The organism is Mycobacterium sp. EPa45, from assembly GCF_001021385.1.
GTDB lineage: Bacteria > Actinomycetota > Actinomycetes > Mycobacteriales > Mycobacteriaceae > Mycobacterium.
This window is the reverse complement of sequence record NZ_CP011773.1, coordinates 106,571-128,604: the sequence shown is the minus strand read 5'-3', so window position 1 is coordinate 128,604 and position 22,034 is coordinate 106,571. Positions and strand designations below refer to the sequence as shown.

The following is a 22,034-nucleotide window of genomic DNA, read 5'->3' as shown; positions in this document are numbered from 1 at the left end:
CACTTCGGGGCGATACGTCCGACCGTCGGGTCGGTCGTAGGAGCGCAGATCGTTCGGGGGGTGGTTTCGAAGCGTAGCCGCGAAACTGTCCCGAGAGCCTGACGGTCGCGGCAGGTTAGGCAAACGCACCCGCGTGGGACGGCGACGGTGACTCGGGCATTACCGTGCGGGGGTCCGAATTGACCTGACCTTGCTCGAGTCGAAGGTCGACGCCATCGTGTCGATTGCCCGGCCGAACACCTCCGAGGTCTCACTCGAGTCGACGCCCAGTAGACGGAGCGCTTGCGCCTTGAACGCGAGCGTCGCAACACTGAGTTTGTGTTCCACGCACCGGATTGAGGGGTTCAGTGTCGCCGACACCTCATCGCCGAACAGATACACGGTCGTGTCGTCGCTCTCGATGATGTCGGCAACAGCTCTGCGGACCCCGAGGGCGCGCTTACACAGGGCCGTGCTGGCCATCAGTATGTGCGGCCTGGGCTGGTCTCCGCATCGAACGGCTTCATCGATCGACACCGATCGCGCGCCCAGTACCTTGAGTGCATCAGCACCGCGGGTGTCTTTGGTGACGACTGTCACGTGGCACCCAAGCGCCGTCTGATCGAAAATCCACCCCCCTGCGCGGTGAACTACCTGGGTGACCGTCTCGCCGACGACAGCCGCGCGATACACGAAATGCCGGTGCTCGGCGAGGAATCTGACCAGCGGGAGAGGCTCGTCTGGCTGCGGATGTTGATCGGGATCATCGAAGTACGCCGTCATTTCTTCCCCTGTCTGTCGACTCCTCTTGCGGCGCAGGTGTTATCGGTTGAGGGCGGAGGGCCGGCCGCCGGGACACGGGCCCCCGCATCAGCCCACCGGCCATCCGATCGACTTCACTTCGGTGTACTGGTCGAAGCCGGCGACACCGTTCTGGCGGCCCAGACCGCTCGATTTGTAGCCACCGAACGGTACGGCGGCGCCGTAGGGGGGGCCACCGTTCACACCGATGAATCCGGCGCGGAGCCGACGAGCCACATCAACGGCGCGTTCAGGGCTACCCATCACGTTTCCCGCGAGACCGTACATGCTGTCGTTGGCGATGCGGACGGCGTCGTCATCGTCATCGTAGGGAATGACGACGAGAACCGGCCCGAAGATCTCCTCCTGGGCAATCGTCATCGCGTTATCGACGTCGGCGAACAGCGTGGGCATCACCCAGTGTCCCTTGTCGAATCCGGACGGAGCGCTCGTGCCACCCACGACCAGGCGGGCTCCTTCGTCGATGCCTTTCTGGATATACCCGAGGACGCGCTGCCGTTGCTTTGCGGAGATGACCGGGCCGCACAGAGTGCCGGCGTCCTGGGGATCACCTGGCGGGATGCCGGCATACATGCCCTCCAGAATGGCCAACCCGTCGTCGTAGAGCTTGCGGGGCAATAGCATTCGAGTTGGTGTTGCACATCCTTGTCCTGCGTGGACGATGGGTGCCAGACCCAGGGTGCACGCTGAGTTGAGGTCAGCGTCGTCGAGCACGATCGTCGCAGATTTGCCGCCGAGCTCGAGGAACAGCCGCTTAAGGGTCGCCGCGCCCTTCTCCATGATGCGACGGCCCACGGCTGTGGAGCCGGTGAACGAAATCAGATCGACCTCCGGCGATAGAGTGAGTTCTTCGCCGACGAGGTGATCCTGTGATGTCACCACATTAACGACACCTGCAGGAATATCAGTCTGCTCGGCGATGATTCGGCCAATTCGCGTGGCATTGAACGGTGTGTCGGGTGCCGGTTTGAGAACCACGGTGTTGCCTGTTGCCAGCGCAGGGCCCAACTTGTTCAACGAAACCTCGAACGGGAAGTTCCAGGGCACGATGGCGCCGACGACACCAACCGGTTCGCGCCAGACATGCCGGCTGGATTCTTGTCCTGTTACCGAAATCAGCGCGTCCCCAAGATCCAAATCCCACTGGTAATGGTCAATCAGATCTGCCGGGTACCGCAGCGCGTCGGCGAGTGGAGCATCTAGTTGGGGTCCGAACGTGATTGCGCGTGGGCACCCCACTTCGCGGATGAGTTCTTCGCGGATCTCGTCCTGTTCACGCTCGAGTGCTTCCTGGAGTTGGAGCAGGCAGCGCTGCCGGAATTTATGATCGGTCGCCCACTGGGTCTCGTCGAAGGCCCGTCGAGCGGCGCCGATCGCGACTCGCATGTCGTCGCTCGAAGCATTTGCCACATGTCCGAGAGACTCTTCAGTGGCGGGATTGAAATTCTCGAAGGTCCCGTTGCTTCCCTCGACGAGCTTGCCGTCGATCAGCATCTTCGACTCATAACGCAATTCGGGCGCTCGGCTCATCGTAATTCCTTCTCTCGGTGGGTATCTGGGGAGGAGCACAGGGGAAACTTCGGCGATACCGTGTCCTGCGCCGGCTTGCCTTCGCGGGCGCGGAGACGATCGGCCGGGGGGACGGCAGACGTGGCTCTACGACTTGCTTGGGTGATGTTCATGGCTGCTCGAGGAATCGCAGAATGGCCGGGGCGGCTTGCACCCACGTGTCGAACATATGGAATCGTGTGTGGTTGCCCCTGGCATACTTGCGCGACGCCTGTTCCCAAGCATCCTCGGGCCACGGCGGGTCTATCACTGTGGAGCCCCGGATCAAGCACCCGATCTCCAAAGAAGTGCGCTTCGGGTGGTCCCAATCATCTTGCCCACCACGGATGATCAGCGTCGGGACGCGGATGTTGGCGAACATGCCGTCATCGACTCCGGGGATCGTTTGGCCCGGCGTCGGCACGAACGCACGCAGCCAGCGCAGCGCGACCTTGGTGAAATCCTCTTCGTCGAGCGCAAGGATCCTGCCCTCGTTCGCTGGGTTGGAGTCGATACATGCTTTCCACTCCGGCAACTGCAGTAGGGCGGGTATGCCTCCCTTGCGCACAGCCCGGATACTTGGAAGCACATACAGCGAACCGAGGAGGAAGGAGCCATACAGGCCCCCAACGATGTTCCATAACACGAGCTTGTCCACCATGTCGGGGTACATGATGGCGGCCAGCATCGAATCTCGGGCGCCGCCGGACCCGCCGGCGAGAATGCATGATTCGAGTTCGAGGCCCTCGATAAGACCGTGCAGCGTCTGTGCCCGCATATGCGACTCACTATCGCCATAGAACTGGACGTCGGACTTACCGCAATTGGGACGATCCCACAGCAGGACGCGATAGCCGCCGTTGACCAGCTCGCGGGCCAGAGGGCGCAGCCCCGGTACATCCTTGCCGAACCTGCCACCCGGTGTGAGGACGATGACCTCACCCTGTGCGCCGAGAAGCTCGTAGACGACGGTACCACCGTTGATCGACAGCGCTTTTTCCCCGCGCTTGAGCTTGGCTTCGCTCACCCGTTCCGAGCCCGCGATCATGACCTCACCACAGCGACACCGCCCTTAACCCGACCAGCTGTGAGACAAGGTTGTCCAGGTGAGTTCGGCGGTGCTCGGACCGGTACGAATTAAGCCCGGTAGAAAGATATTTCGCGATCCCACGGGGCGACGCGTTCGCGCCCCTTACCGGGCACGGCGTTGGGGTGTGGTCGGTCACGTCGTCAGAGGGCCCTCATTTGGCCTTCGAGGGCGGGGACGGTCTCGGGGAGCTTGTAGGTCTCGATCCCATTGCGGAACATCACCGCTTCGCGGGCGTGCTCGGGCAGATGCTTGGCCAGCCAGCGGGGGTCGTCGAACGTCCAATGCGGGTAGTCCGACGAGAACAGCAGTATCTTCTCGCACTCCATCCATTCGAAGGCCCTGAGTAATTCGGTCTTGTCTTCCGGGTAGTCCAGCGGCTGCGTGGTCCACTTGATGTGGTCCTTCACGTACTCACTCGGCTTGCGCTTGATATCGACCCATGATTTCCGAGCTTCGTACAGGGCGTCCATTCGCCACATCAGCGGCAAGATCCAGCTGAATGCGTGCTCGACGAACACGATCCGCAGCGTCGGGTAGCGGTCGAAGATCCCGTCGAAGATGAGGCTCATCACTTGGTTCGCTGCCAGCAGCGAATAGCTGACCATGAAATCGTGGTTATAACTTGGGAAGCCCACTGGCGGCATGGGGAGCTCTTCATGCTGTGATCGCCCCAGGTGGCACGTGACCGTGATGTCGTGTTTGGTCGCGGCGCTCCACACCGGGTCATATTTTGGATCACCCCACGAGGGCCGCGGCTCGGACTTGATCAAGATTTGAGACATAAAGGGGTGTCCGGCCCATTTCTCGATTTCGGCGGCCGCGACAACGGGCTCTTTGATTCCGACGCAGATGGATCCGCGCCACCGCTCATGCCAGTTGTTGCGGCTGTCGAGCCAGTGCTCAGCCTGCCAGCTGTTGGTGGCCGCCGCGACGGCGGAGTCGGTCTCGGGGAGTCGAGTGGCTCGCGTGCCTGGCTCCAGGATCGCAATGTCGGAACCGGCGTCCATGATTAACTGTTTCAACGCCAAATCAGGGTCGCTGCAGGCGAATTCACCATCTGGCGGGAAGCTGTCGACACGCATCGCCTTGGAATGTGCGTAATCAGGCGCGTCATAGAATATCGTTTCTCCCACGGCATGGCTGGTGAAGTATTTGCTGCGCCAGGGCTCGGGGATGTACTGGGTTAAAACCCCGCGCCGGGGTGTGGGGTGAACGTCAGAGTCGACACAGCGCACCGCGATCCGCTCCGAAGCTGGTACCCGGGGACTTTCTGTGGTTGTCATCTTGCCTCCTCGCTAGGACTTAGCGTGCTTGAGTGGTCGATGTCGCCACGCCCACATCGATTCCGTACAGTTCTGCGGCGTTGCGCCACAGCAGCTTGTCGCGCTGTTCTGCAGTGAATGCGCTTGGGACTTGTGGAGCATGCTCGTGCCAGTGCGGATAGCTTGATCCGTACATTGTCATGTCGGACTTGCCGGTGAAGTCGAACCATTCGCCGGCGAAGTCAGTGTCACCCGGGCCGTCGAGCAAATTCTGAACGAAAAACACATGCGCGGGAAGGTAATCACTTGGCATGCGCGGCGCCCACGGTGTTTGTTCGAGATGTGGTCGGCCGAAGCAGTCCATCCGCCAGCTAAACGGGGTCAGCATGTCCGCGGCACCGTCGGCCCAGACAAACTTCAGCGTCGGAGTGCGCTCGAATACGCCCTCGGCGATCATGTTCATGAGGTGATAGACGTAGTTCAAGGCCATGAAGCCGAAATACTGCTCGTAGGTGCGCGCGGTCCCCGACGGTGTCGGGGAGAAGCCGATACCCGAGCCGACCTCTATGTGTGCGGCCACAGGAAGACCGGCGTCGGCGGCGGCTTCCCACAGCGGCCAGAATTGCGGCTTTCCGTACAGCGCGCAAGACTGAAGCGGAACCCCGAGCTGGACGACTCGCGGGTGGCTTTTATACCTCTCGATTAGCCGCAAGGATCCCACGACGTCGGCCGGGTCGATCCGAACGGTCCCCCGGAAGCGCTCACCGAAGTCGGGATGCTCGAGCCACCGGGTGACCATCATCTCGTTGTGGGCCGCCGCGATTGCCGTACCCAAATGCCGGTCGGGCATCACTCCGCGAGTCATCGGATGCAACACGGCTACGTCGACTCCGCGACGGTCGAACAGTTCGGCCGCAACGATTTCGGGATTCGATCCGGGATAGCTGGAGTCACCAGGCCCGCGGCTGCCTGCCACATATTCGCCGCCGGGGGCGCCCCACCAATCCATCTCGTAATCGGGAAAGCCTCGGCTTCGAAACGGCTCCTGCATAAACCCTTGCCGCAGATCGTCATTGGACTGGGTGAAGATGTGGACGCTGGCGTCGATCAGAGGCGTCCGGGTGCCGTCAGAATGGTCGAGCACTGCCGGCTCCGTTGCAGTATCGGCCCTCGCTCATCATCCCGAGTCCGTCACACTCCACTGAAGGCAAGACACACATCCTCGTCCTCACGGCCGCCGCGCACCGGTGGTGGCTGCCTCCGCGGCCACGGCGCCTGATAGATTTAAGCAGATGCTTAACATTACACGATGCGATCCTGCCGGACAACGCCTGTTACCACATCGGCTGCGCTGCGGGCTTTGCTGACGAAGTTCGGAAAAATGCGCGCTCTGACCGTTGGAGGTACAAATCGATGACAAAGGTCGGCATCGAGGTTGAGGGGATGCGGACGCTGGTTGTGGGAGCCTCGTCGGGCATTGGCCGAGCCATCGCAATCGCGGCACACAACCGCGGGGCTCGAGTTGCACTGGCGGCACGGCGAATCGACCTCCTGTCGAGTCTGGCGGTGGAGCTCGACGGGTCTGCGCACGAAATCGACGTTTCCGACTCGGCGACAATCATGTCGACTGTCAATGCTGCAGTGCAGACCCTCGGGGGATTGGACGCGGTGATTTTCACCAGCGCCGTGGCACCCTTCGCATATATCAGCGATACCGATGTCAATACGTGGTTGCATGCGTTCGCAGTCAACGCGATCGGCGCGTCCGAACTCATCAGAGCGGCCCGCCCACACCTGTCTGCTAATGCCGTCATCTTGGTAGCCTCCAGCTACGACGTCGGACGGCCGCCTGCGGGCGTCGGCGCTTACGCTGCGAGCAAGGCAGCGCTGAACGAACTCTTGGGATCGTGGCGAGCCGAGAATCCTGGTTTGGGGGTCATCCGGGCGAGCATTGGCCCCACAGAAAGCACGGAAATCCTCCGGGGAGCGGACCGAGATCTCCTCGACCAGCTGACCGCTTCCTGGGTCCGGTCAGGTGCGGTCCCCGAACGGATGTCGGGTCTCTTCGATGTGGCAAACACGTTGCTTTCGTTGGTAGCAACTGCGCGCGCCAATCCGTCGGTGATCAGTGAAGTGGTTCACCTCGCGCCAAGGATCACCACGAATTAGTCGACGAAACGGAACTTGGCGTGTTCTCGGGATTGGAACCCAACGCGCCGGGCCCAATCCCTGCGCGGGCCTCCCGCCTGCGGCTAGGCCGCTTTCAGCCGCTCCGCCAAGTCACATACCTGTCGGCTGTGTTCATCGGGTGTGCCAAAGAGACTGCGATACAGTGTGATCCGCCGCAGAAACAAGTGCAGGTCATGCTCCCATGTGACACCTATGCCGCCATGCAACTGAATGCAGGCTTGCATTATTTGTGGTGCGCGTTCGCCCACGTATGCCTTGGCCACACTGATCGCCCACGCCGCGTCGCCCGGCCGCTTTCCTGCCGCGTCGACAGCGGCGGCGGTAGTCGCACGACACGCCTCCAGACCAACCTTCATATCGGCAAAGCGGTGCTTGAGGGCTTGGTAGGACGCCAGCGGGCGTCCGAAAGAATATCGGTCCCGGGCCCACGCGATCGTGAATTCCACTACGGTGTCGAGGATTCCAACGATCTCCGCACACTGAAGCAGCTGGGCGACAAGTGCCTGCCTAGCGATCAGCGCCGGCGTCTGCTCGGCGGATCCCACGATGGAATCGAGCCCTACCTCAACTTCGGTGAATGTTATCTGAGCGTAGCGCTTCACCAGATCGATCGACGCCTGTGGCTTCGCCGAAACCCCAGGCGTGTCAGCGGGTACCAGAAATTGCCGCACGGCGCCATCCAGTCGTGCGGTCACAAGATATGCATCACAGTCCATGCCCGCCTCGACACGATCCTTGACACCAGTGATTCGGTACCCCGTTGCGGACTCTTTAGCAATTGTGTTGGGAAATAACGGATTCCATCCAAGTGACGGCTCATAGACAGCCCAGGATGCGACCTGCTCGCCAGCGACGAGCGCACCGATGACATCCACGAGCTTCGTGCCGGCGTTTTCATCCTCCACTAGGCCAGCCAACACCGTGCTCACCGGGTGTAACGGGCCCGGGGCCACGGTTCGCCCGGCGAGCTCGGCGATCATCGCGAGGTCGGCCACGCCGTTGCCGGACACGTTGCCACCGCCGAGCTCCTCCGGCACCAGCATGCTTGCCCAGCCGAGCTCCGCGGCGTTCTGCCACCACCCCCGGTGAAATGATTCCCGGCTGGCATGCAGTTGGCGCACACGGGTCAGAGACGCTTCTTTATCGAGGAAGGCTCGGCTGCTTGACACGAACAGCCGGTATTCAGGCGAGTCGGATGGCCCCATGGCACCACGTCCTTTCAATGTCGACATCCGCCGCGGTCACCGGTCGCGCCGGGCTGCGGCGGCTTATGCGAACTCCATGGCGGGAACGTCCGGCCGATGGACCTTTCTATTGGGCACGCCAAAGAGCTCGATGAGATTGCCGCCCATCACCTTGCGCTGACCGCCGGCATCGAGACCATGAAGATCGTCGACGAGGTTGAGCGGATCGGAGAGCCCTTCAGGATGCGGCCAATCCGAGCCGAAGATGACGCGGTCAACACCGATGAGCTCGGCAATCGCCGCAAAGTCGTCTTCCCAGAATGGCGCAACGTACACGCACCGACGAAACGCTGCGATGGGATCCTCGGGGAACTCCTGTGGCATCTTGGAGTAGACGTCCTTGAATTGGTAGAACAGGTATGGAACCCAGGATGCACCGTTCTCGACGGAGAGCACCCGCAGGCCGGGATTTCGGGTCAGGGCACCGTGGCAGACGAGGGCGGCCATGGTGTCTTCGATGGGTCGCTTGCCCATCGCGACCATGCGGAAAGCCGTCGGCCTAAACGGCAAGAACTCGTCAGCGGGCTCCCAATCGTTCAGGTGCTCAGCGTATCCGCTGTCGGAGGCGTGCATGGCCACCGGAATTGCCGCCTTCACGCAGGCATCCCAGAACGGGTCGAACTCGGGCAGCCCCAGGGACCGAGGTGCGCGGTATCCGGGCACTGGTGCTGGTCGCACCAACACTGTCTTCGCGCCGCGTTGCACGCACCAGTCCAACTCCTCCAACGCCCGGTCGACGTTCGCCAGATTGATCACCGGTGTGGAGAAGATTCGACCGTCGTAACTGAATTGCCATGTCTCGTACATCCACTGGTTGAGTGCATGGATGACATCGAGGATCAAGTCGGGATCGTCCTTCATGCGCTCTTCGACCAAGCTCGCGAGGGTCGGAAACATGAGGGTGTAGTCGAGACCAAGACTGTCAAGCACTTCGATTCGGGCCGCGGGATCACGGAACGCCGGGATGGCCCTCATCGGCTTACCCAACACTTCGCGGAAAGTCTTTCCCCCGCTGCCGGTTCGGAAATACTCCTCCTGAGCGCCCGGACGAGCGACCACTTCGAAGGTGGGGTTGGGGATGTAATCACTCACTTGGTTGCGGACCATGATCTTGGTGCGGCCGCGGATCTCGACGTAATCGATCACGCCCTTACGTCTATCGGGGAGGAACTTCGTGAGCGCTTCTTTGGGCTCGTAGAAGTGGTTGTCGGCATCGAACACGGGGTAGGAAAGCTCGCGGCTGGGCATCGTCGCCTCCTGAGATGTCGTCTGATCCGGCTGTCGTGGGACGAGCCAGGACTATTCGCCGCATAATACTAACCGGTTACTCCGCCCTCCGTTAGTCGGTATTTGCAACTCGGGGACCAGGCACAAACAGGGCAGGCGGCCGAGACGACTTCTCATTCGCGCCGGCGTGCACCGCGGACTGCCGATCACGAGGGGCCCGGCCCGTTTGAGTCGGTATGGCGGATGAGTGTACTTCGATCGGCGTACGCGTTAAAGTAACCAGTTAGTAATACGTCCTCGGTGGATGACCGAGAACGATCCCACAAGTACTGAGCTCAGGGGGCACCTGTGACCGTGTCGATCCCGACCGGTGGTCTTAACCCGGTTGAATTCGATCCGTTCTCCGACGCTTTCTTCGACTGGCCGTTCGACACGTATCGACGCATGCGAGACGAAGCTCCCGTCTACTACAACGCCGAATATGACTTCTACGCACTCACGCGCTACGACGATGTAGCTGCGGCGTACAAGGACTTCGGCAGCTACTCCTCGGCGATGGGTGCGAGCCTTGACATGATCAAGGACGGCGGTCCGACGACGGACAAGCTCATCATCATGATGGATCCGCCCGGACATGAGCGGATGCGCAAGCTGGTGAGCAAGGTGTTCACTCCCCGTGCCATCGCAAATCTCGAACCAATGATCCGCCAGGTCATTCGGAGTTTCTCGGAACAGCTCGATCCAACGTCCTTCGATCTGGTCGCTGATTTCTCCGCGCTGTTCCCTGTGGAGATCATCGCGACGATGCTCGGCGTTCCGCCCGGTGACAGGCAACAACTGAGGCTGTGGCTCGATAAGAGTCTCGAGCGCGAGCACGGCTCAATGCGCCCCTCCGCAGAAGGGATGGATGCCGCAATCCAAACGGGTGCCTACTATTACGAGCTCATCCAGCAACGGCGAGCCGCTCCGCAAGACGATATGATTAGCCGCCTCGTGCAGGCAGAGATCATCGAGGACGGAGAAGTTCGTCGACTCGACGACATCGAGATTGCCGGCCTCGCGAGCCTGCTTGGCGGTGCGGGAGCAGAGACAGTGACCAAGCTGGTCGGAAACGCAGCAGTGGTTTTCGCAGAGAACCCTCAAGAATGGGCCAAACTCTTGGATGACCGTGGCAAGATCCCCGCGGCCGTCGAAGAACTGCTGCGATACCAGGGTCCATCGCAGTACAACGTTCGGTACACCGTTCGCGACGTCTCACTGCATGACACCGTGATTCCTGCTCACAGTGCGGTGTTGCTGATCAACGGATCGGCCAACCGCGACGAACGCGCCTTCCCCGACCCCGATCGATTCGATATTGACCGAGATCGTAAGTACGGATACAACATTGGTTTTGGTTACGGTATCCACAGCTGCTTGGGGGCCGCGCTGGCCCGGATGGAAGCGCGGGTCGCCATCGAGGAATTGCTCAACCTCATTCCGCGCTATGAGATCGACGCTTCCGGTCTGCGCCGGGTGCACATGACCAACGTGTGGGGTTGGTCCAACGTCCCCGTCCACGCTGTTTGATCGACGACGTCGGGTAACACGCCGACGGGCCCTCAGCAACGTGCCCACTGGGGGAGAGGGAGAATGGCCGTTTCCGCTTCCGCCGGTGCTTGCGCAAGCGGCGCAGACTACCGCTATCGAATCGATCGAGACGCATGAACGTGGGTAGATGACGTGCGAGTACACCTCGGCACACTCGGGGGCGAGCCCTACGCACCTCGTGTCTGAGGCACGTCTTGCGTTGACCGCGAGCCTCAGAATTCCGTCAACCCCGACGTCGGCCTGGAGTGACCACATGCAAGTGGAGGCCATCAGTGTCACGTCGGAGCACGTCGCCTCCCGGTACTTCGCCCGGCGGTGCCTTCGATACCGTCACAGAGTCGGCACGACCGTGAACGGCTCGGGGCCCGACATGTCGCCTAACACGTGAACCGGTAGCCGTCTACTACGCCATGAGCGAGTGTTTCTGCGGCGGCGCCTATTCGGGGCAACCCGGTGCCGGACAACTGGCGCCGTTTCGACACCTGCTAGGAGCCGGCGAGGAACATCGCCGTCAATAGCAGTAGCAGGACAGCGCAGATCCCTTCGAAAGCGCCCCGAAGTAACCACGGCGCAGAACGCAGATCCATGAAGTGGACACCAACAAGACGAGCTTTGAAGACGGCGACACCGAGAATCACCACGCTGACCAAGCCTTCTTTGTCGCCGAATGTGTGTGTGCCCAACGACCATGAAATGCCCGTCACCGCAACAAGAACGACCCAGGCAACTGTCAGTCGGCTGCGGAGCAGCAAAGTGATCATTCGGCGCGCACCAGGTAGATCAGCGGGAAGATAAGGATCCACAACAGATCGACCAGATGAAAGAAGCAGGCGCCCCCTTCGAAAAAGGAGATCCGTGCAGGCGACGATGTGGGATGAGCCACTAGCCGGGAAATCACCACCAACACGATCAAGCCGACGATGACGTGAGCTAGATGGAGGCCGGTGAGGACGAAGTAGTACATGTAGAACTCGTTGGTGCTAGGGGTGGTTCCAGCGCTCAGTATCCGGTGATATTCAATGGCCTTGATCACAACAAACGCCAGGCCGACGGACGCGCCCGCCGCAGCGAATGATGAGGCCATGTGTCGAATCCGCGAGTCGCGCAGAGCTTTCGCCCCGAGTGCCACAAGTAGTGACGCCGTCAGCAGTATCAATGTGTTGACGAATCCGAATGTACGATCGAGGCCCTCCTGCGCGGCCGAGAACAATGCCGGATTGCGTGCCCGGTGGTGAAGGTATACGACGAAGAGCAGCGAAAAGATTGCCAGGTCGCCGAATAGGAGCACCCAGATGCCGGGCTCACCAGGTACATGAGGAAGGGAATGCAACGGTTGTGGGGGCTCGTATGAGAGCCTCACCGGGCGTTGCATGGAGGACGTACCGCGTGTGTCTCCCGTCCTCACGTCGCGACCAGGGGCCAGGTGCTCAGGGTCTGTCACGCCACCGCGTTGCCTTCTGGGCGGACTCCATCTGCGTGATCGAGAACGTCTCGGATCTGTGCGTTCAGGGATTTGAACAAGAACACCGCGGCGACGACCATCCAACCGAAGAAGGCGAAGGTCGGCAGCCAGAAGGCGAGCAAGCCATTCCAGGCCATCGGTCCGGTACGGGTGAGGTATGCGACGGCGCCTGCTTCAATCGCCAGTGCCGTCCATGCGGTGAAGTATCCGAACCATCGGGGAAAAGGCCAGTGTTCCACGGGTTTCGGCATCATACACAGCACCGTCAACGCCACGAACAAGAAGACGAAGTATTGATCGGTGGTCACGAAGGTCAGCAGTCCGAGTTCATGCAAGACGGCGGTCACCTCGGCAGGTCGGTCCGGTTTGAAGGCGGCTACTCCCCAGAAGATGGGCGGCAACACCACGAAGATCGATAACATCACGCCGCCAGCAGCGCCGAGCACCGTCCATACGGGCTGTGCACTTCGTTCCTGCCGGTGCATCTGCAGGGCCAGGACGATCGCTAGCGGAATGACGAACGCACTCGCCCAGCTCATCACCACAGCGCCCACTCTGATTGACGTGTTGTGCTGGGTGTAAAACTCTCTGACTTGGTCGGCCGACCACTGTGCACTTGGAGGCGGAAACATGTGCAGAAGGAAGAAGAACACGACGCCGTAGACCCCTGCGCCCACGAATGTCCACCAGATCAACAACTTCTGACTGCGCAGCGACATCAACATGGTCAGACTCCGGGGTGCGACTCGATTGGACGGGACCAGATCAACGGCACGACAGGCATATTCGGCAGACCCCAGTCAGACTGGTTGAGCTGCGCGTACGCGTCGAGATCGGGGCGTGTCACGTCGCGCCTGACGTATCCCCGGTGCTGCGGTCGCCGCGGAGTAACGGCGCGAGCTGGGTACAGATCCGGGTGACGTTGTCGCGAGTCATCTGTTCGGGCATCCCGCCGATCGAGGCCCACAGGATAATGGTGTCCACCGGAGCGTCGGCGACGTAGGCGTGAATGCGCTCCGCCACCGCTGTGGGGGTGCCGTACCAGAAGTCCTTGAGCCGCTGCTCTTTGGGTACCAGATCGGCTCCAGGGGAGTCGAGTACTCCGATTAGATCCTCCGGCTTAAGCGTCGGCGGCACGGGTTGGCCGGTGCCCTGCACACCGTGGCGCCGATAAGAGTTCACCTGGTACGCCAAATGCTTTCCGACGAGGTGCCAATCGCGCTCGGGGTCGTCGGTCGTCCACGCTTGAACGCCGCCGGACATCCGTGCTGTCGACTCTGGGTGACCACCTTCGTGCAGTGCCGCACGGTAGGCCGGCCACAGTGCTGCGTCAGCAGTCAATATGGGCGCGCCCAGCAGTCCTGCCCGTCGAACGCCGCGCGGTCCCATGTATCCGAGATAAACCGGGGGCGGTTGTTGGACGGGCCGGGGACTGATTCCTTCGTCACTCCACAGCCGGTGCAATTCACGGTAGATGTTGTCGGTTCGGTCGAATCGGTTCTGCGCCGACACGCCGTACAGCTCGAATTCTGGGAGCCGATACCCTGCGCCGAGTCCGAGATTGAGGCGGCCCGCGGAAAGGATGTCGACGAGGGCCGCCTGCTCGGCGATCTCCACAGCGTTGTGCAGCGGGGCCACCAGGACCGCAGTTCCCAGGCGGATACGGCGGGTTCGGGCCGCGGCCGCGGCGGCGAACAATAAGGGTTGAGGGAGGTAGCCGTCGTCGAACAGGTGGTGCTCTGAAAACCAGAGGGAGTCAGCGCCGAGGTGTTCGGCCTCTTCGCACAGCTCCAAGGTGAAGCTGTGCAGTCGTGCTGAATCGGCATGCCAGCGGGCTGGGTTCCGAAGGTCGAAGAGCAGACCGACTTTCAGACCGCGGCCCGGCATGCTCGCGGGGACGGTCACTCGGACAGGACCAGACGTGCACGTGGGCGCAATGGGGAGCTGCGGCCGGTAGGCGACACTGCAAGGCGCGCGGTCATTTCCGCACCGTAGCGAGGCACTTCCGCTCTGTCAAGTAACTGGTTGCTTCGGTGTGCGAAGGTGGTCATTCCGGCGCGACTGGGTCCGCCGCTTCATCAGTCGCCGGCCACCTCGGCTGGCGTCACCACCCTTAGTGTCCGTATCACGCGGCTCTTCGATCAGTGCCGCAGCAATTGCAGGTCCGAGGTGGCTGGTTCATACGATCAGTGGAGGCGAGTGAGGGGTGCCGGTCCGAGCAAGGATGGCGCTGCGAGACAGGAGAATCCGGTTAGCACTCAGTCGAACCTGCACGACGCATCCCACTGCCGGGTAGTGATCTCCTCGGGGAGGACTTCGCGCCGAATCTGTTGTTTCCGGCGTTCGGAACACCGCGATTGCAGGAACACTTCGCTTGAGCGGAAGGCCCCGTCTCCCAGCCGAACATCGTTGATTACGCCGTATCGGAACAGGGGTGGGGCGATCACGATTGACGAGGACGTCCTGCGACCGGCTGTCGCTGCCCGTTTGCGCCAAGCCATATCAGGCAGGGGTCACGACGACGGCCAGCCGGTGGCGCAATGTGTTCTGATCCAAATCGGAACACCACTCCTGCTCGCGCAACGCTGATCGTGGCCGACAAGTGCTGGACGGCAACGCGTTTGGATGGGTCTCGTCCGCGACCGTAGTCGCGGGAGAGGGCTTCGGTCGAGTCCTGACCAGGCGGGTCAGGAATACGGGACGCTTGCATTCCGGAACTTGTTAGTACAGTATTCCTGGCATGACGAACACGGTGTCGGTTCCGCGCACGGAGCGGCGGCGTGGTCGGCCGCGAGACGAGCGGCTAGACGCGGTGATCGTTGAGGCGACGATTGCAGAGGTAGGCGCGAAGGGCTGGAGCGGAGCAACCGTCGAGGGGATCGCCGCGCGCGCGGGTGTGGGCCGTGGATCGATATATCGACGCTGGCCCAGAAAGATCGATTTGTTCCAGTACGCCGCTGCGGTCGTCACCTGCTCCGCCGAGGCTGTGGATACCGGTTCGTTAACCGATGACCTCGTTGCGGCGGTCCTCCCGATCGCCGACATGCTGACGCGGCCGAAACTCGTTGCGCTACTTCCCTCTCTGCTCGCGGAGGCGGCGAACGACACGACGATCCGCGAGACGCTGCGTGTCTTTGTGGCCCGTTCGCGGCAGCGGGCGATCGATGCGGTCGAGCGTGCGCGCCGACGCGGTGACATCGAGGTATCGACGAATGCCGAGACGCTGATAGACATGCTCGCCGGGGCGCTGTTCTACCGGCGGCTGCTGCTGGGCGAGGAAATCGACGCGGCAACTGTCACCGGTCTCGTCCGCCAGGCCGTGGGCAGCTGTGCGATACCGCCGGCAACTGAGGAGGGGTTGTGACCGCGAGCCTGGACATTGATCTCACCGACCCCCAACTGTATGCGAAGGGATTCCCGCACAGCGTGTTCACCGAGATACGCCATCGCGGTCCGGTGCATCTGCATCCGCCGGTCCAGGGCCGTCCGGACATTCCGGAGATCCCATTCTGGTCGGTTGTGGCCCATCCCGAGATTCAGCTGGCCAACCGCGACTGGAAGACGTTCGCGGCAACCGACGGACCGATGATCGGACCCGATCCGCTTATCTCCGCCGGTCGTACGTTGCTGACGCTCGATCCGCCGGACCATGCCGAGATGCGTCGGATCATCTCCTCGGAGTTCACCCCACGCATGGTCGGCAGACTGGAGGAGCGGTTAGCTGAACGCACCGCTTGTCTCCTTGAGACCGCCGCATCTGTGGAGTCCTGCGACTTTGTGCGCGACATTGCCTACCAGGTCCCGATGCACGTGATCGCCGACATCATCGGCATCGCCGAAGACGACCGTGCGTGGGTCTTCGAGCGCACCGACTGCCTCCTGAAGTCCGGTGACCCGTATGGCGCCTATTCCGTCGAGGACCGCATCAGCTTCCAGGTCGAACTGCTGCAGTACGCCCAACGGACAACCGTGGAGAAACGGGCCAACCCCGCCGACGACGTGTGGACGAAACTCGCCGAGCGGCTCGACGGCTTTGAGCTGGAGATGTTCTTCCTGATCCTGTCGGTAGCTGGAAGCGAAACCACCCGTAACGCACTTGCCATGGGCCTCACCGCACTGGCCGACAACCCGGCGCAATTCGAGCAGTTGAATCTCAACCCGAGTCTTGCAGGAATCGCAGCGGATGAAGTGCTGCGGTGGTCGAGTCCGGTGCTGATGTTCGGCCGCACCGCCACGAAGGATGTCACCCTGGGCGGTCACGATATCGCGGCCGGCGACCGGGTGGTGTTCTGGTATCCCTCGGGCAATCGCGACGAGAACGTCTTCACCGATCCGTTCCGGTTCGACATCCAGCGAGCCCCCAATCCGCACCTCGCCTTCGGCGGAGGCGGCGTGCACTATTGCCTCGGAGCGAATTTGGCGCACAAGGAGATTCAAGTCGTGCTCCGAACCATCGCTGCGGGCTACGACATCGAGCTCGCGGGTCGGCCGGTCTGGACGGGATCCGGCCCGGTGCACAATGTGGGAATCGGCATCGATTCGCTACCGGTGCGCGTGAGTGCCCGCCGGTGATAACCGAGGATCGGCTACATCAGCAAGCGCGACGCGCACAGCGCGCACCGGCGAGCAGGAGATGGCGATGGTTAGATCATTGCTGATCGTAGAAAGTTGGCCCGCGAGTGAGGACGTCACTGCGGACTACGACCGCTGGTCCATCGAAACGCATATTCCAGAAATGTTACGGATCACGGGCTTCCAGTCTGCGCGACGCGGGCAGTCGGACACCGGAAGCGTAGTCACAGTTTACGAAATTGGGGTTGCCGTAGACATCGCCAAGGCGAATCTCAGGAAGGCAGTCGAAGCAGGACTCATATCACCACCCGTCGCCTTGCAAACGGAACCCCCTCCTGAAATGCGTTACGTGACGCTTGACGGCGAGTAGTGGTGCCCTAGGTAATGATGGGCGTTGATAACGCCGTCAAACGTGTTGCGCCGCAGCTGGGGTGGTATCACAAGCATGCTGCCTTAACAGGAGAAGGCGCGCTCAGCAGCTTATTGGCCATCCGCCGTATTTGTCCCGATACGCCGCAGCGATTCAGACTGAACACACGTCACGGACGATGCGCTGACTGCCGGACTAGATTTGCCCGCATCATGGTGATCGATCGAGTGCGCTGAGGGGAGCGGGCACCGTGGAGATCCATGCCCGCTCACTGCCGTTGTAGGCAACAGCGAACGTCTTGGCGAAGCCCTCGATCTTGGTGGTGCGCGGCTTCGGCCGATCGATCCGGCCGAGGCCTTCCTCACGGTCGGCGATCTTGAGCCAGGGATGCAGGCAGGCCTCCGCAATACCGAAGTCCTTCGAGATCTGGCGCAGCGGCGCCCCACCCTTACGGCCCACGGCGATGACATCGGTTCGGAACTCGGTAGGAAACGGCTTCGGCACGAGATTGATCCTTCCAGCAAGGACGAATCCTCACAGGTCAGGAGTCAACCAAACCGGGGGCAGTCCCGATCGATCCGGCACTATCCAGGCTCATCGTGTTTGGAGCGCCAGCACGTGACGGCGACGACTGCCATTGGTTGATCCCGGATGTGGCTTCGCTGCACCGCGGCGAGATCGATTACGGGCCTGTGATATCGACGCACGACGTCTACGCCTGGGACGCCACCGCCCAAGCAGGCACGGCAGTCAGCCTTCGATCACCCGGTTGCGATGGAGGGCCAGGCGGCTCAAACACGTATCCGCTCACGCTCGCCCGAATGTAAGGCGTGAGCGATGCGAATCGAGGTAATCCCATTCTTGAAAAGTTCATTGCATCTCATACTGACCAAGGCCGACCGATGAGCTGGAAGCACAATGACCCACATCCAGTTCCGCCAGTGGTGGCGGAATCGATAAAAGGAAGCTTTGACCCATGCTTACCGGGGATGAATGGTGTCTGCGAACAACGTATTTCACGGCCCGCTGCCGTTACGCTCACATCCTATGACAGGGGAAGTCGAGCCAAGAGTGGCTGACTTGGCAGCCGATCTGCAGCAGGTGCTGTTGAAGGTGTTCATGGCGTTGCGCCGACGTGATGCAAGCCGCGGGACCGCTGGCGACCTGACGCTGGCCCAGGTGTCCATTCTGGTCACCCTTCTCGAGCATGGCCCGATTCGGATGACCGAGCTCGCCGCAAGGGAGAGGGTGCGCACCCCGACGACCACCGTGGCGATTCGACGTTTAGAGAGGCTGGGGCTGGTGAAACGTTGCCGCGACAAGACGGATTTGCGTGCAGTCTTAGTGGAGGTAACGCAGGCAGGAATGGTCCAGCACCGTGAATCGCTAGACGCTCGCCATGCCATGCTGGCCGACATACTCGCCCAACTGACAGACCAGGAACGGGCGAATCTCTGCGGGGGATTACGGCCACTGGAGAAGCTAACCAACGTCAGCGAGTGATGGATCTGTGATGTCCAGGGAGGTTGGTCAGTCAGGTGACGACGGCTCACCTCGGAGGGCGGAGTGGGTTCAGTGATGATTGTAAAAGTGCCACCTGCCCGGTGGAGCGTTGTTGCGTTCGTCGGTTGATCGAAGAGTCGAGTGTAGGACCAGCCGTCGGATGAATCGGTCCGGGTCGAACATCGACGGGCCGGTGAACCGGTCGGGGTTTGCGTGGGCCATCGGGATGCTGACGATCACCACATGGCCTTCAGGAATCACCCACTCGCCGAGACGAATACGGTGCAACGCCCGCCGCGATGTGCCGTCGATAACGGGCCGCAGCCGCTGCACCTCCCAGATCGTCGCCTGCTGCAGTTCGGAGCCGCCGGCGTCGGCTTCCTCGGTCAGCCGCTCCAAGAGCTGCGGGTGGCGGCGGACCCGTTCGATCAGCCATGCCAAGGTTGTCGCCGTCGTCTCGTGTCCGGCGGTCAGCAGGGTCAGCAACTCGTCGGCGATATGCCGGTCGGAGATCGCCGAGCCATCGTCGTAGCGCGCCCGCAGCATCAATGACAGCACGTCGGGACGCTCGTCGAAGGCTGGGTCACGGCGCGCGTCCGCGATCAACCCGTCGATGATCTCGTCGTAGCGCCGTCGGTGGCGCAGCATGGCGCCGCCGGGACTGCGCGGCCCGAGATCGCGGCGAAAGAATTTCGGCAGCAGCGCAATCCGAGATCCGACTTCCACGAGACGGGGCAGCTGCTCACGCAACTCGTCGAAGGCGGCACCCTCCGCGCCGAACACCGCGCGCAGGATCGCATTCAGAGTGATCCGCATCATCGACGGCAGCGTCTCGAATTCGACGCCTTCAGGCCAGCCGGCGACCTCTCGCAGCACCTCTTCTTCGATGATGGACTCGTAGCTGTGCATGCGCTTGCCGTGGAATGGCGGCACCAGCAGTTTGCGCCGCTCCCGGTGTTCCTCGCCGTCGAGGCTGAAGGTGGAGCCCGGCCCCAGCACCTCGCCGAGATTGGTCGCCCGGCCGACGAGGTCGGGGCCGGTGGTGAACAGGTCTTTGATCAGCGCCGGGTCACCGATCAACACGGTTCGGCCGAAGATCGGCAGGTTCAGGGTGGCCGCCGACCCGTACCGCCGGGCCAGGCCGCCCACCACGGCTCGGCGCGCAGTGAGGAAGCGCAGACCCTGGACCAACCGGGGGGCGCGGGGGCCGTGCGGCAGTCGCACCGGATCGGTCGTCGCTTGCGCCATCGTTCCCATCCTCCACATCGGTACGGTGCTGTACCGGCCACGGTACGCCGGTGTACCGGACGGCACAACGGCTGGCGGCAGAGGCCGCCACAGTACTGTTGACGCCCGGGGCGCCGTACCGCCGCCCAAGAGGAGTTATCACTGATGTCTGGCACCGACGAGCGGCAGGCCCTTTCCGAGGCCGGCGAAGAGAGGGGCTGGCAGCGCCGCGAAAGCGGGCGCGTCGACGTCTACCTTCGCGACCGATTCCGCATCCGCGTGATCTGGCAGGGCAACGAGGTCATCAGCGGGGCGTCCTTCTTCGAAGACGAGATGTACGAGCTCTACACCCGCGACCTGGCCAAAGTCCGCGCCTGGCTCAAGAAGTAGCGCTCAGCCGCCGCGGTTGGGGCCCAGCAGGGCGATGGCGGCGGCGACCGCCTCGTCGGTGACGTCGTTCATTCGGCCGCCGCTCTCGACCGTCACCGCGGTCAGCTCCCGCAAACCGCCGATCAACATGATCGCCCGTTGTCGGGACACTGCCGGGATGCCGGCGGCCCGCAACTCCTGCGTGTCGGACAGGGTCCGAACCATCACGATGAACGATTCGGTCACCTCGCGCTGCAGCGTGCGGGCGGCCATTCCCAGCGCCGGCACATCCCGGATCCAGCTCAGCATCACCGCCGGCTGCGACTCGGCATTGGCAACCCAGGCCTCGACCGCCTGCCTGATCTGTGTCTCCCACGGGGCGCCCGGATCGACGGCCGACGAGATGGTCTCCACGGCACGGCGGTTGGTGTCGGCGAGCAGCGCGACCAGACATGCTTCCCGGTCGGTGAAGTTTTCGTAGAAGGTGCGTCGCGACGTCCGCGCGCGGCGGACGATGTCGGCGACCGTGGTGGCGGAGTAGCCGATGTCGGTGATCGAGGCAGCCAGGGCGGCGATCAGTCGCTGGCGCGGAGTCGACCGAGCGGGATCCTCGGGCGGCGACGCGGATTCGACCGACGCAGGTGAGTTCACCGTTTGTACACCCCGCCTTCCCGTTCGCTTGCCGATCGTACTGCGGTGCATGGCATTAAGATCGTCGATCGTGTCCGACATCGGCTTCTCCCGCTATGTCGCGATCGGTGACAGCCAGACCGAAGGACTCTGGGACGGCGACGACACGATCGGTGTGATCGGGTTCGCCGACCGGCTCGCGGCCATGCTGGATGTCCGCTATCCCGGATTGAGGTATTCCAATCTCGCCATCCGGGGCAAACGGGTCATCGACGTCCTCGATGACCAACTGCCTCGCGCGCTGGCGATGGAGCCCGATCTGGTCACCGTCTGCGTCGGGATGAACGACGTGACGAGGCCCGGTCGCACGTTCACCAAGGCGATGGCCGACCTGGCCGAGGTGTACCAGCAGTTGGCCGATTCCGGTGCGACGGTGGTGACGACAACGTTTCCCGACGTTGCCAGGATGCTGCCGGTCGGCAGGCTGATCGGCGTGCGCATCCAGCAGGTGAATGCCGTGATCCGAGAGGCCGCCGATCGGCACGGATTCGGACTGGTCGACCTCTACAACGCCGAGTCGATGAACGAGACGTCGAACTGGAGCCACGACCGCATGCACGCCTCGACCCGCGGTCACATGCTGTTTGCCGCTGCTGCCGCCGAGGCGCTGAAATTGCCCGGTAGCAACCATGATTGGGCCCGACCAAGCGGTGAGGAGATCCAGGACGGCTTCTGGCAGCGGATGTACGCGCAAGCCCAGTGGACCCGGGGTCTGCTCCTGCCGTGGATCTGGCGGCACGCCCGCGGCCGGTCATCCGGGGACGGCCGGGATCCGAAATACGCTGTGCTGCATCCCGTTTCCGAGCTGCCGTTCCGCTCACACCAGACCGCTTGACGTCGGTCATGTGAGCCACGTCACGCTGCGAGCACCACCCCGAATTCATCACTG

The 22,034-nt window shown here is 62.3% G+C and carries 20 protein-coding genes and 1 pseudogene; 7 read left to right on the top strand and 14 right to left on the bottom strand.

Annotated features, from left to right (window positions below):
- Nucleotides 1–159 precede the first annotated feature (159 nt).
- The 5 genes from AB431_RS00645 to AB431_RS00625 form a co-directional block, all read right to left on the bottom strand.
- Nucleotides 160–762, bottom strand: a complete 603-nt coding sequence (locus tag AB431_RS00645) for a hypothetical protein (RefSeq protein ID WP_052960134.1) — start codon at nt 760–762, stop codon at nt 160–162.
- Between the two features lie 87 nt (nt 763–849).
- The gene (locus AB431_RS00640) at nt 850–2,331 is read right to left on the bottom strand and encodes an aldehyde dehydrogenase family protein (protein ID WP_082135496.1); all 1,482 of its coding nucleotides are present in this window, start codon (nt 2,329–2,331) and stop codon (nt 850–852) included.
- A 148-nt stretch (nt 2,332–2,479) separates the two neighbouring features.
- Nucleotides 2,480–3,397 carry an alpha/beta fold hydrolase gene (locus tag AB431_RS00635; protein ID WP_047328317.1) on the bottom strand — a complete coding sequence of 306 codons (918 nt, stop codon included), beginning with the start codon at nt 3,395–3,397 and terminating at the stop codon, nt 2,480–2,482.
- A gap of 182 nt (nt 3,398–3,579) precedes the next feature.
- Complete coding sequence (locus AB431_RS00630) at nt 3,580–4,722, bottom strand: amidohydrolase family protein (protein WP_047328316.1); 1,143 nt, start codon at nt 4,720–4,722, stop codon at nt 3,580–3,582.
- A gap of 19 nt (nt 4,723–4,741) precedes the next feature.
- Nucleotides 4,742–5,845, bottom strand: a complete 1,104-nt coding sequence (locus tag AB431_RS00625; protein WP_047328315.1) for an amidohydrolase family protein — start codon at nt 5,843–5,845, stop codon at nt 4,742–4,744.
- Nucleotides 5,846–6,114: 269 nt separating this feature from the next.
- Between AB431_RS00625 and AB431_RS00620 the strand changes: the two genes are divergently transcribed.
- Nucleotides 6,115–6,870, top strand: coding sequence for an SDR family oxidoreductase (locus AB431_RS00620; protein ID WP_047328314.1), 756 nt, complete (start codon nt 6,115–6,117; stop codon nt 6,868–6,870).
- An 83-nt stretch (nt 6,871–6,953) separates the two neighbouring features.
- Here the strand turns inward: AB431_RS00620 and AB431_RS00615 are convergent, their stop codons facing one another.
- Entirely contained in the window at nt 6,954–8,123 is a 1,170-nt protein-coding gene (locus AB431_RS00615) for an acyl-CoA dehydrogenase family protein (RefSeq protein WP_235435792.1), read from the bottom strand.
- 36 nt (nt 8,124–8,159) lie between these two features.
- Entirely contained in the window at nt 8,160–9,383 is a 1,224-nt protein-coding gene (locus AB431_RS00610) for an amidohydrolase family protein (RefSeq protein WP_047328312.1), read from the bottom strand.
- 333 nt (nt 9,384–9,716) lie between these two features.
- Here AB431_RS00610 and AB431_RS00605 point away from each other — a divergent pair, with 333 nt between their 5' ends.
- A complete protein-coding gene (locus tag AB431_RS00605) occupies nt 9,717–10,931 on the top strand; it encodes a cytochrome P450 (protein ID WP_047332928.1) in 1,215 nt (404 codons plus the stop codon).
- 506 nt (nt 10,932–11,437) lie between these two features.
- Here the strand turns inward: AB431_RS00605 and AB431_RS00595 are convergent.
- The 4 genes from AB431_RS00595 to AB431_RS00580 all read right to left on the bottom strand — a co-directional run bounded on the left by AB431_RS00595 (nt 11,438) and on the right by AB431_RS00580 (nt 14,319).
- Nucleotides 11,438–11,713 (bottom strand): cytochrome C oxidase subunit IV family protein, encoded by a 276-nt coding sequence (locus tag AB431_RS00595; RefSeq protein ID WP_047328310.1) that lies wholly within the window; start codon nt 11,711–11,713, stop codon nt 11,438–11,440.
- Nucleotides 11,710–12,324: a cytochrome c oxidase subunit 3 gene (locus tag AB431_RS00590; RefSeq protein WP_047328309.1), complete on the bottom strand. Its 615-nt coding sequence runs from the start codon at nt 12,322–12,324 to the stop codon at nt 11,710–11,712. Before AB431_RS00590 ends, AB431_RS00595 begins: the two co-directional genes overlap by 4 nt.
- Nucleotides 12,325–12,389: 65 nt before the next feature.
- Nucleotides 12,390–13,139, bottom strand: a complete 750-nt coding sequence (locus AB431_RS00585; RefSeq protein ID WP_047328308.1) for a hypothetical protein — start codon at nt 13,137–13,139, stop codon at nt 12,390–12,392.
- Between the two features lie 118 nt (nt 13,140–13,257).
- Nucleotides 13,258–14,319, bottom strand: a complete 1,062-nt coding sequence (locus AB431_RS00580) for an LLM class flavin-dependent oxidoreductase (protein WP_235435790.1) — start codon at nt 14,317–14,319, stop codon at nt 13,258–13,260.
- 835 nt (nt 14,320–15,154) lie between these two features.
- On the opposite strand from AB431_RS00580, the gene AB431_RS00575 reads away from it, so the two are divergent.
- Together AB431_RS00575 and AB431_RS00570 are read left to right on the top strand one after the other, a co-directional pair.
- Complete coding sequence (locus AB431_RS00575) at nt 15,155–15,778, top strand: TetR/AcrR family transcriptional regulator (protein WP_052960132.1); 624 nt, start codon at nt 15,155–15,157, stop codon at nt 15,776–15,778.
- A complete protein-coding gene (locus AB431_RS00570) occupies nt 15,775–16,986 on the top strand; it encodes a cytochrome P450 (RefSeq protein ID WP_047328307.1) in 1,212 nt (403 codons plus the stop codon). The genes AB431_RS00575 and AB431_RS00570 overlap by 4 nt, the downstream gene beginning before the upstream one ends.
- A gap of 703 nt (nt 16,987–17,689) precedes the next feature.
- On the opposite strand, the pseudogene AB431_RS00560 reads toward AB431_RS00570, so the two are convergent.
- Nucleotides 17,690–17,860: pseudogene (locus AB431_RS00560) on the bottom strand (transposase); the annotation flags it as partial.
- Nucleotides 17,861–18,403: 543 nt separating this feature from the next.
- On the opposite strand from AB431_RS00560, the gene AB431_RS00555 reads away from it, so the two are divergent.
- Nucleotides 18,404–18,859, top strand: coding sequence for a MarR family winged helix-turn-helix transcriptional regulator (locus AB431_RS00555; protein WP_047328306.1), 456 nt, complete (start codon nt 18,404–18,406; stop codon nt 18,857–18,859).
- A gap of 69 nt (nt 18,860–18,928) precedes the next feature.
- On the opposite strand, the gene AB431_RS00550 is transcribed toward AB431_RS00555, so the two are convergent.
- Nucleotides 18,929–20,107, bottom strand: a complete 1,179-nt coding sequence (locus AB431_RS00550) for a cytochrome P450 (protein ID WP_144418152.1) — start codon at nt 20,105–20,107, stop codon at nt 18,929–18,931.
- Nucleotides 20,108–20,251: 144 nt separating this feature from the next.
- On the opposite strand from AB431_RS00550, the gene AB431_RS00545 reads away from it, so the two are divergent.
- Nucleotides 20,252–20,476, top strand: coding sequence for a hypothetical protein (locus tag AB431_RS00545; RefSeq protein ID WP_047328304.1), 225 nt, complete (start codon nt 20,252–20,254; stop codon nt 20,474–20,476).
- 3 nt (nt 20,477–20,479) lie between these two features.
- Here AB431_RS00545 and AB431_RS00540 read toward each other — a convergent pair whose 3' ends face one another.
- A complete protein-coding gene (locus AB431_RS00540) occupies nt 20,480–21,106 on the bottom strand; it encodes a TetR/AcrR family transcriptional regulator (protein ID WP_235435788.1) in 627 nt (208 codons plus the stop codon).
- A 49-nt stretch (nt 21,107–21,155) separates the two neighbouring features.
- Between AB431_RS00540 and AB431_RS00535 the strand changes: the two genes are divergently transcribed.
- Nucleotides 21,156–21,980: an SGNH/GDSL hydrolase family protein gene (locus AB431_RS00535; RefSeq protein WP_047328303.1), complete on the top strand. Its 825-nt coding sequence runs from the start codon at nt 21,156–21,158 to the stop codon at nt 21,978–21,980.
- The last annotated feature ends 54 nt before the right edge of the window (nt 21,981–22,034 follow it).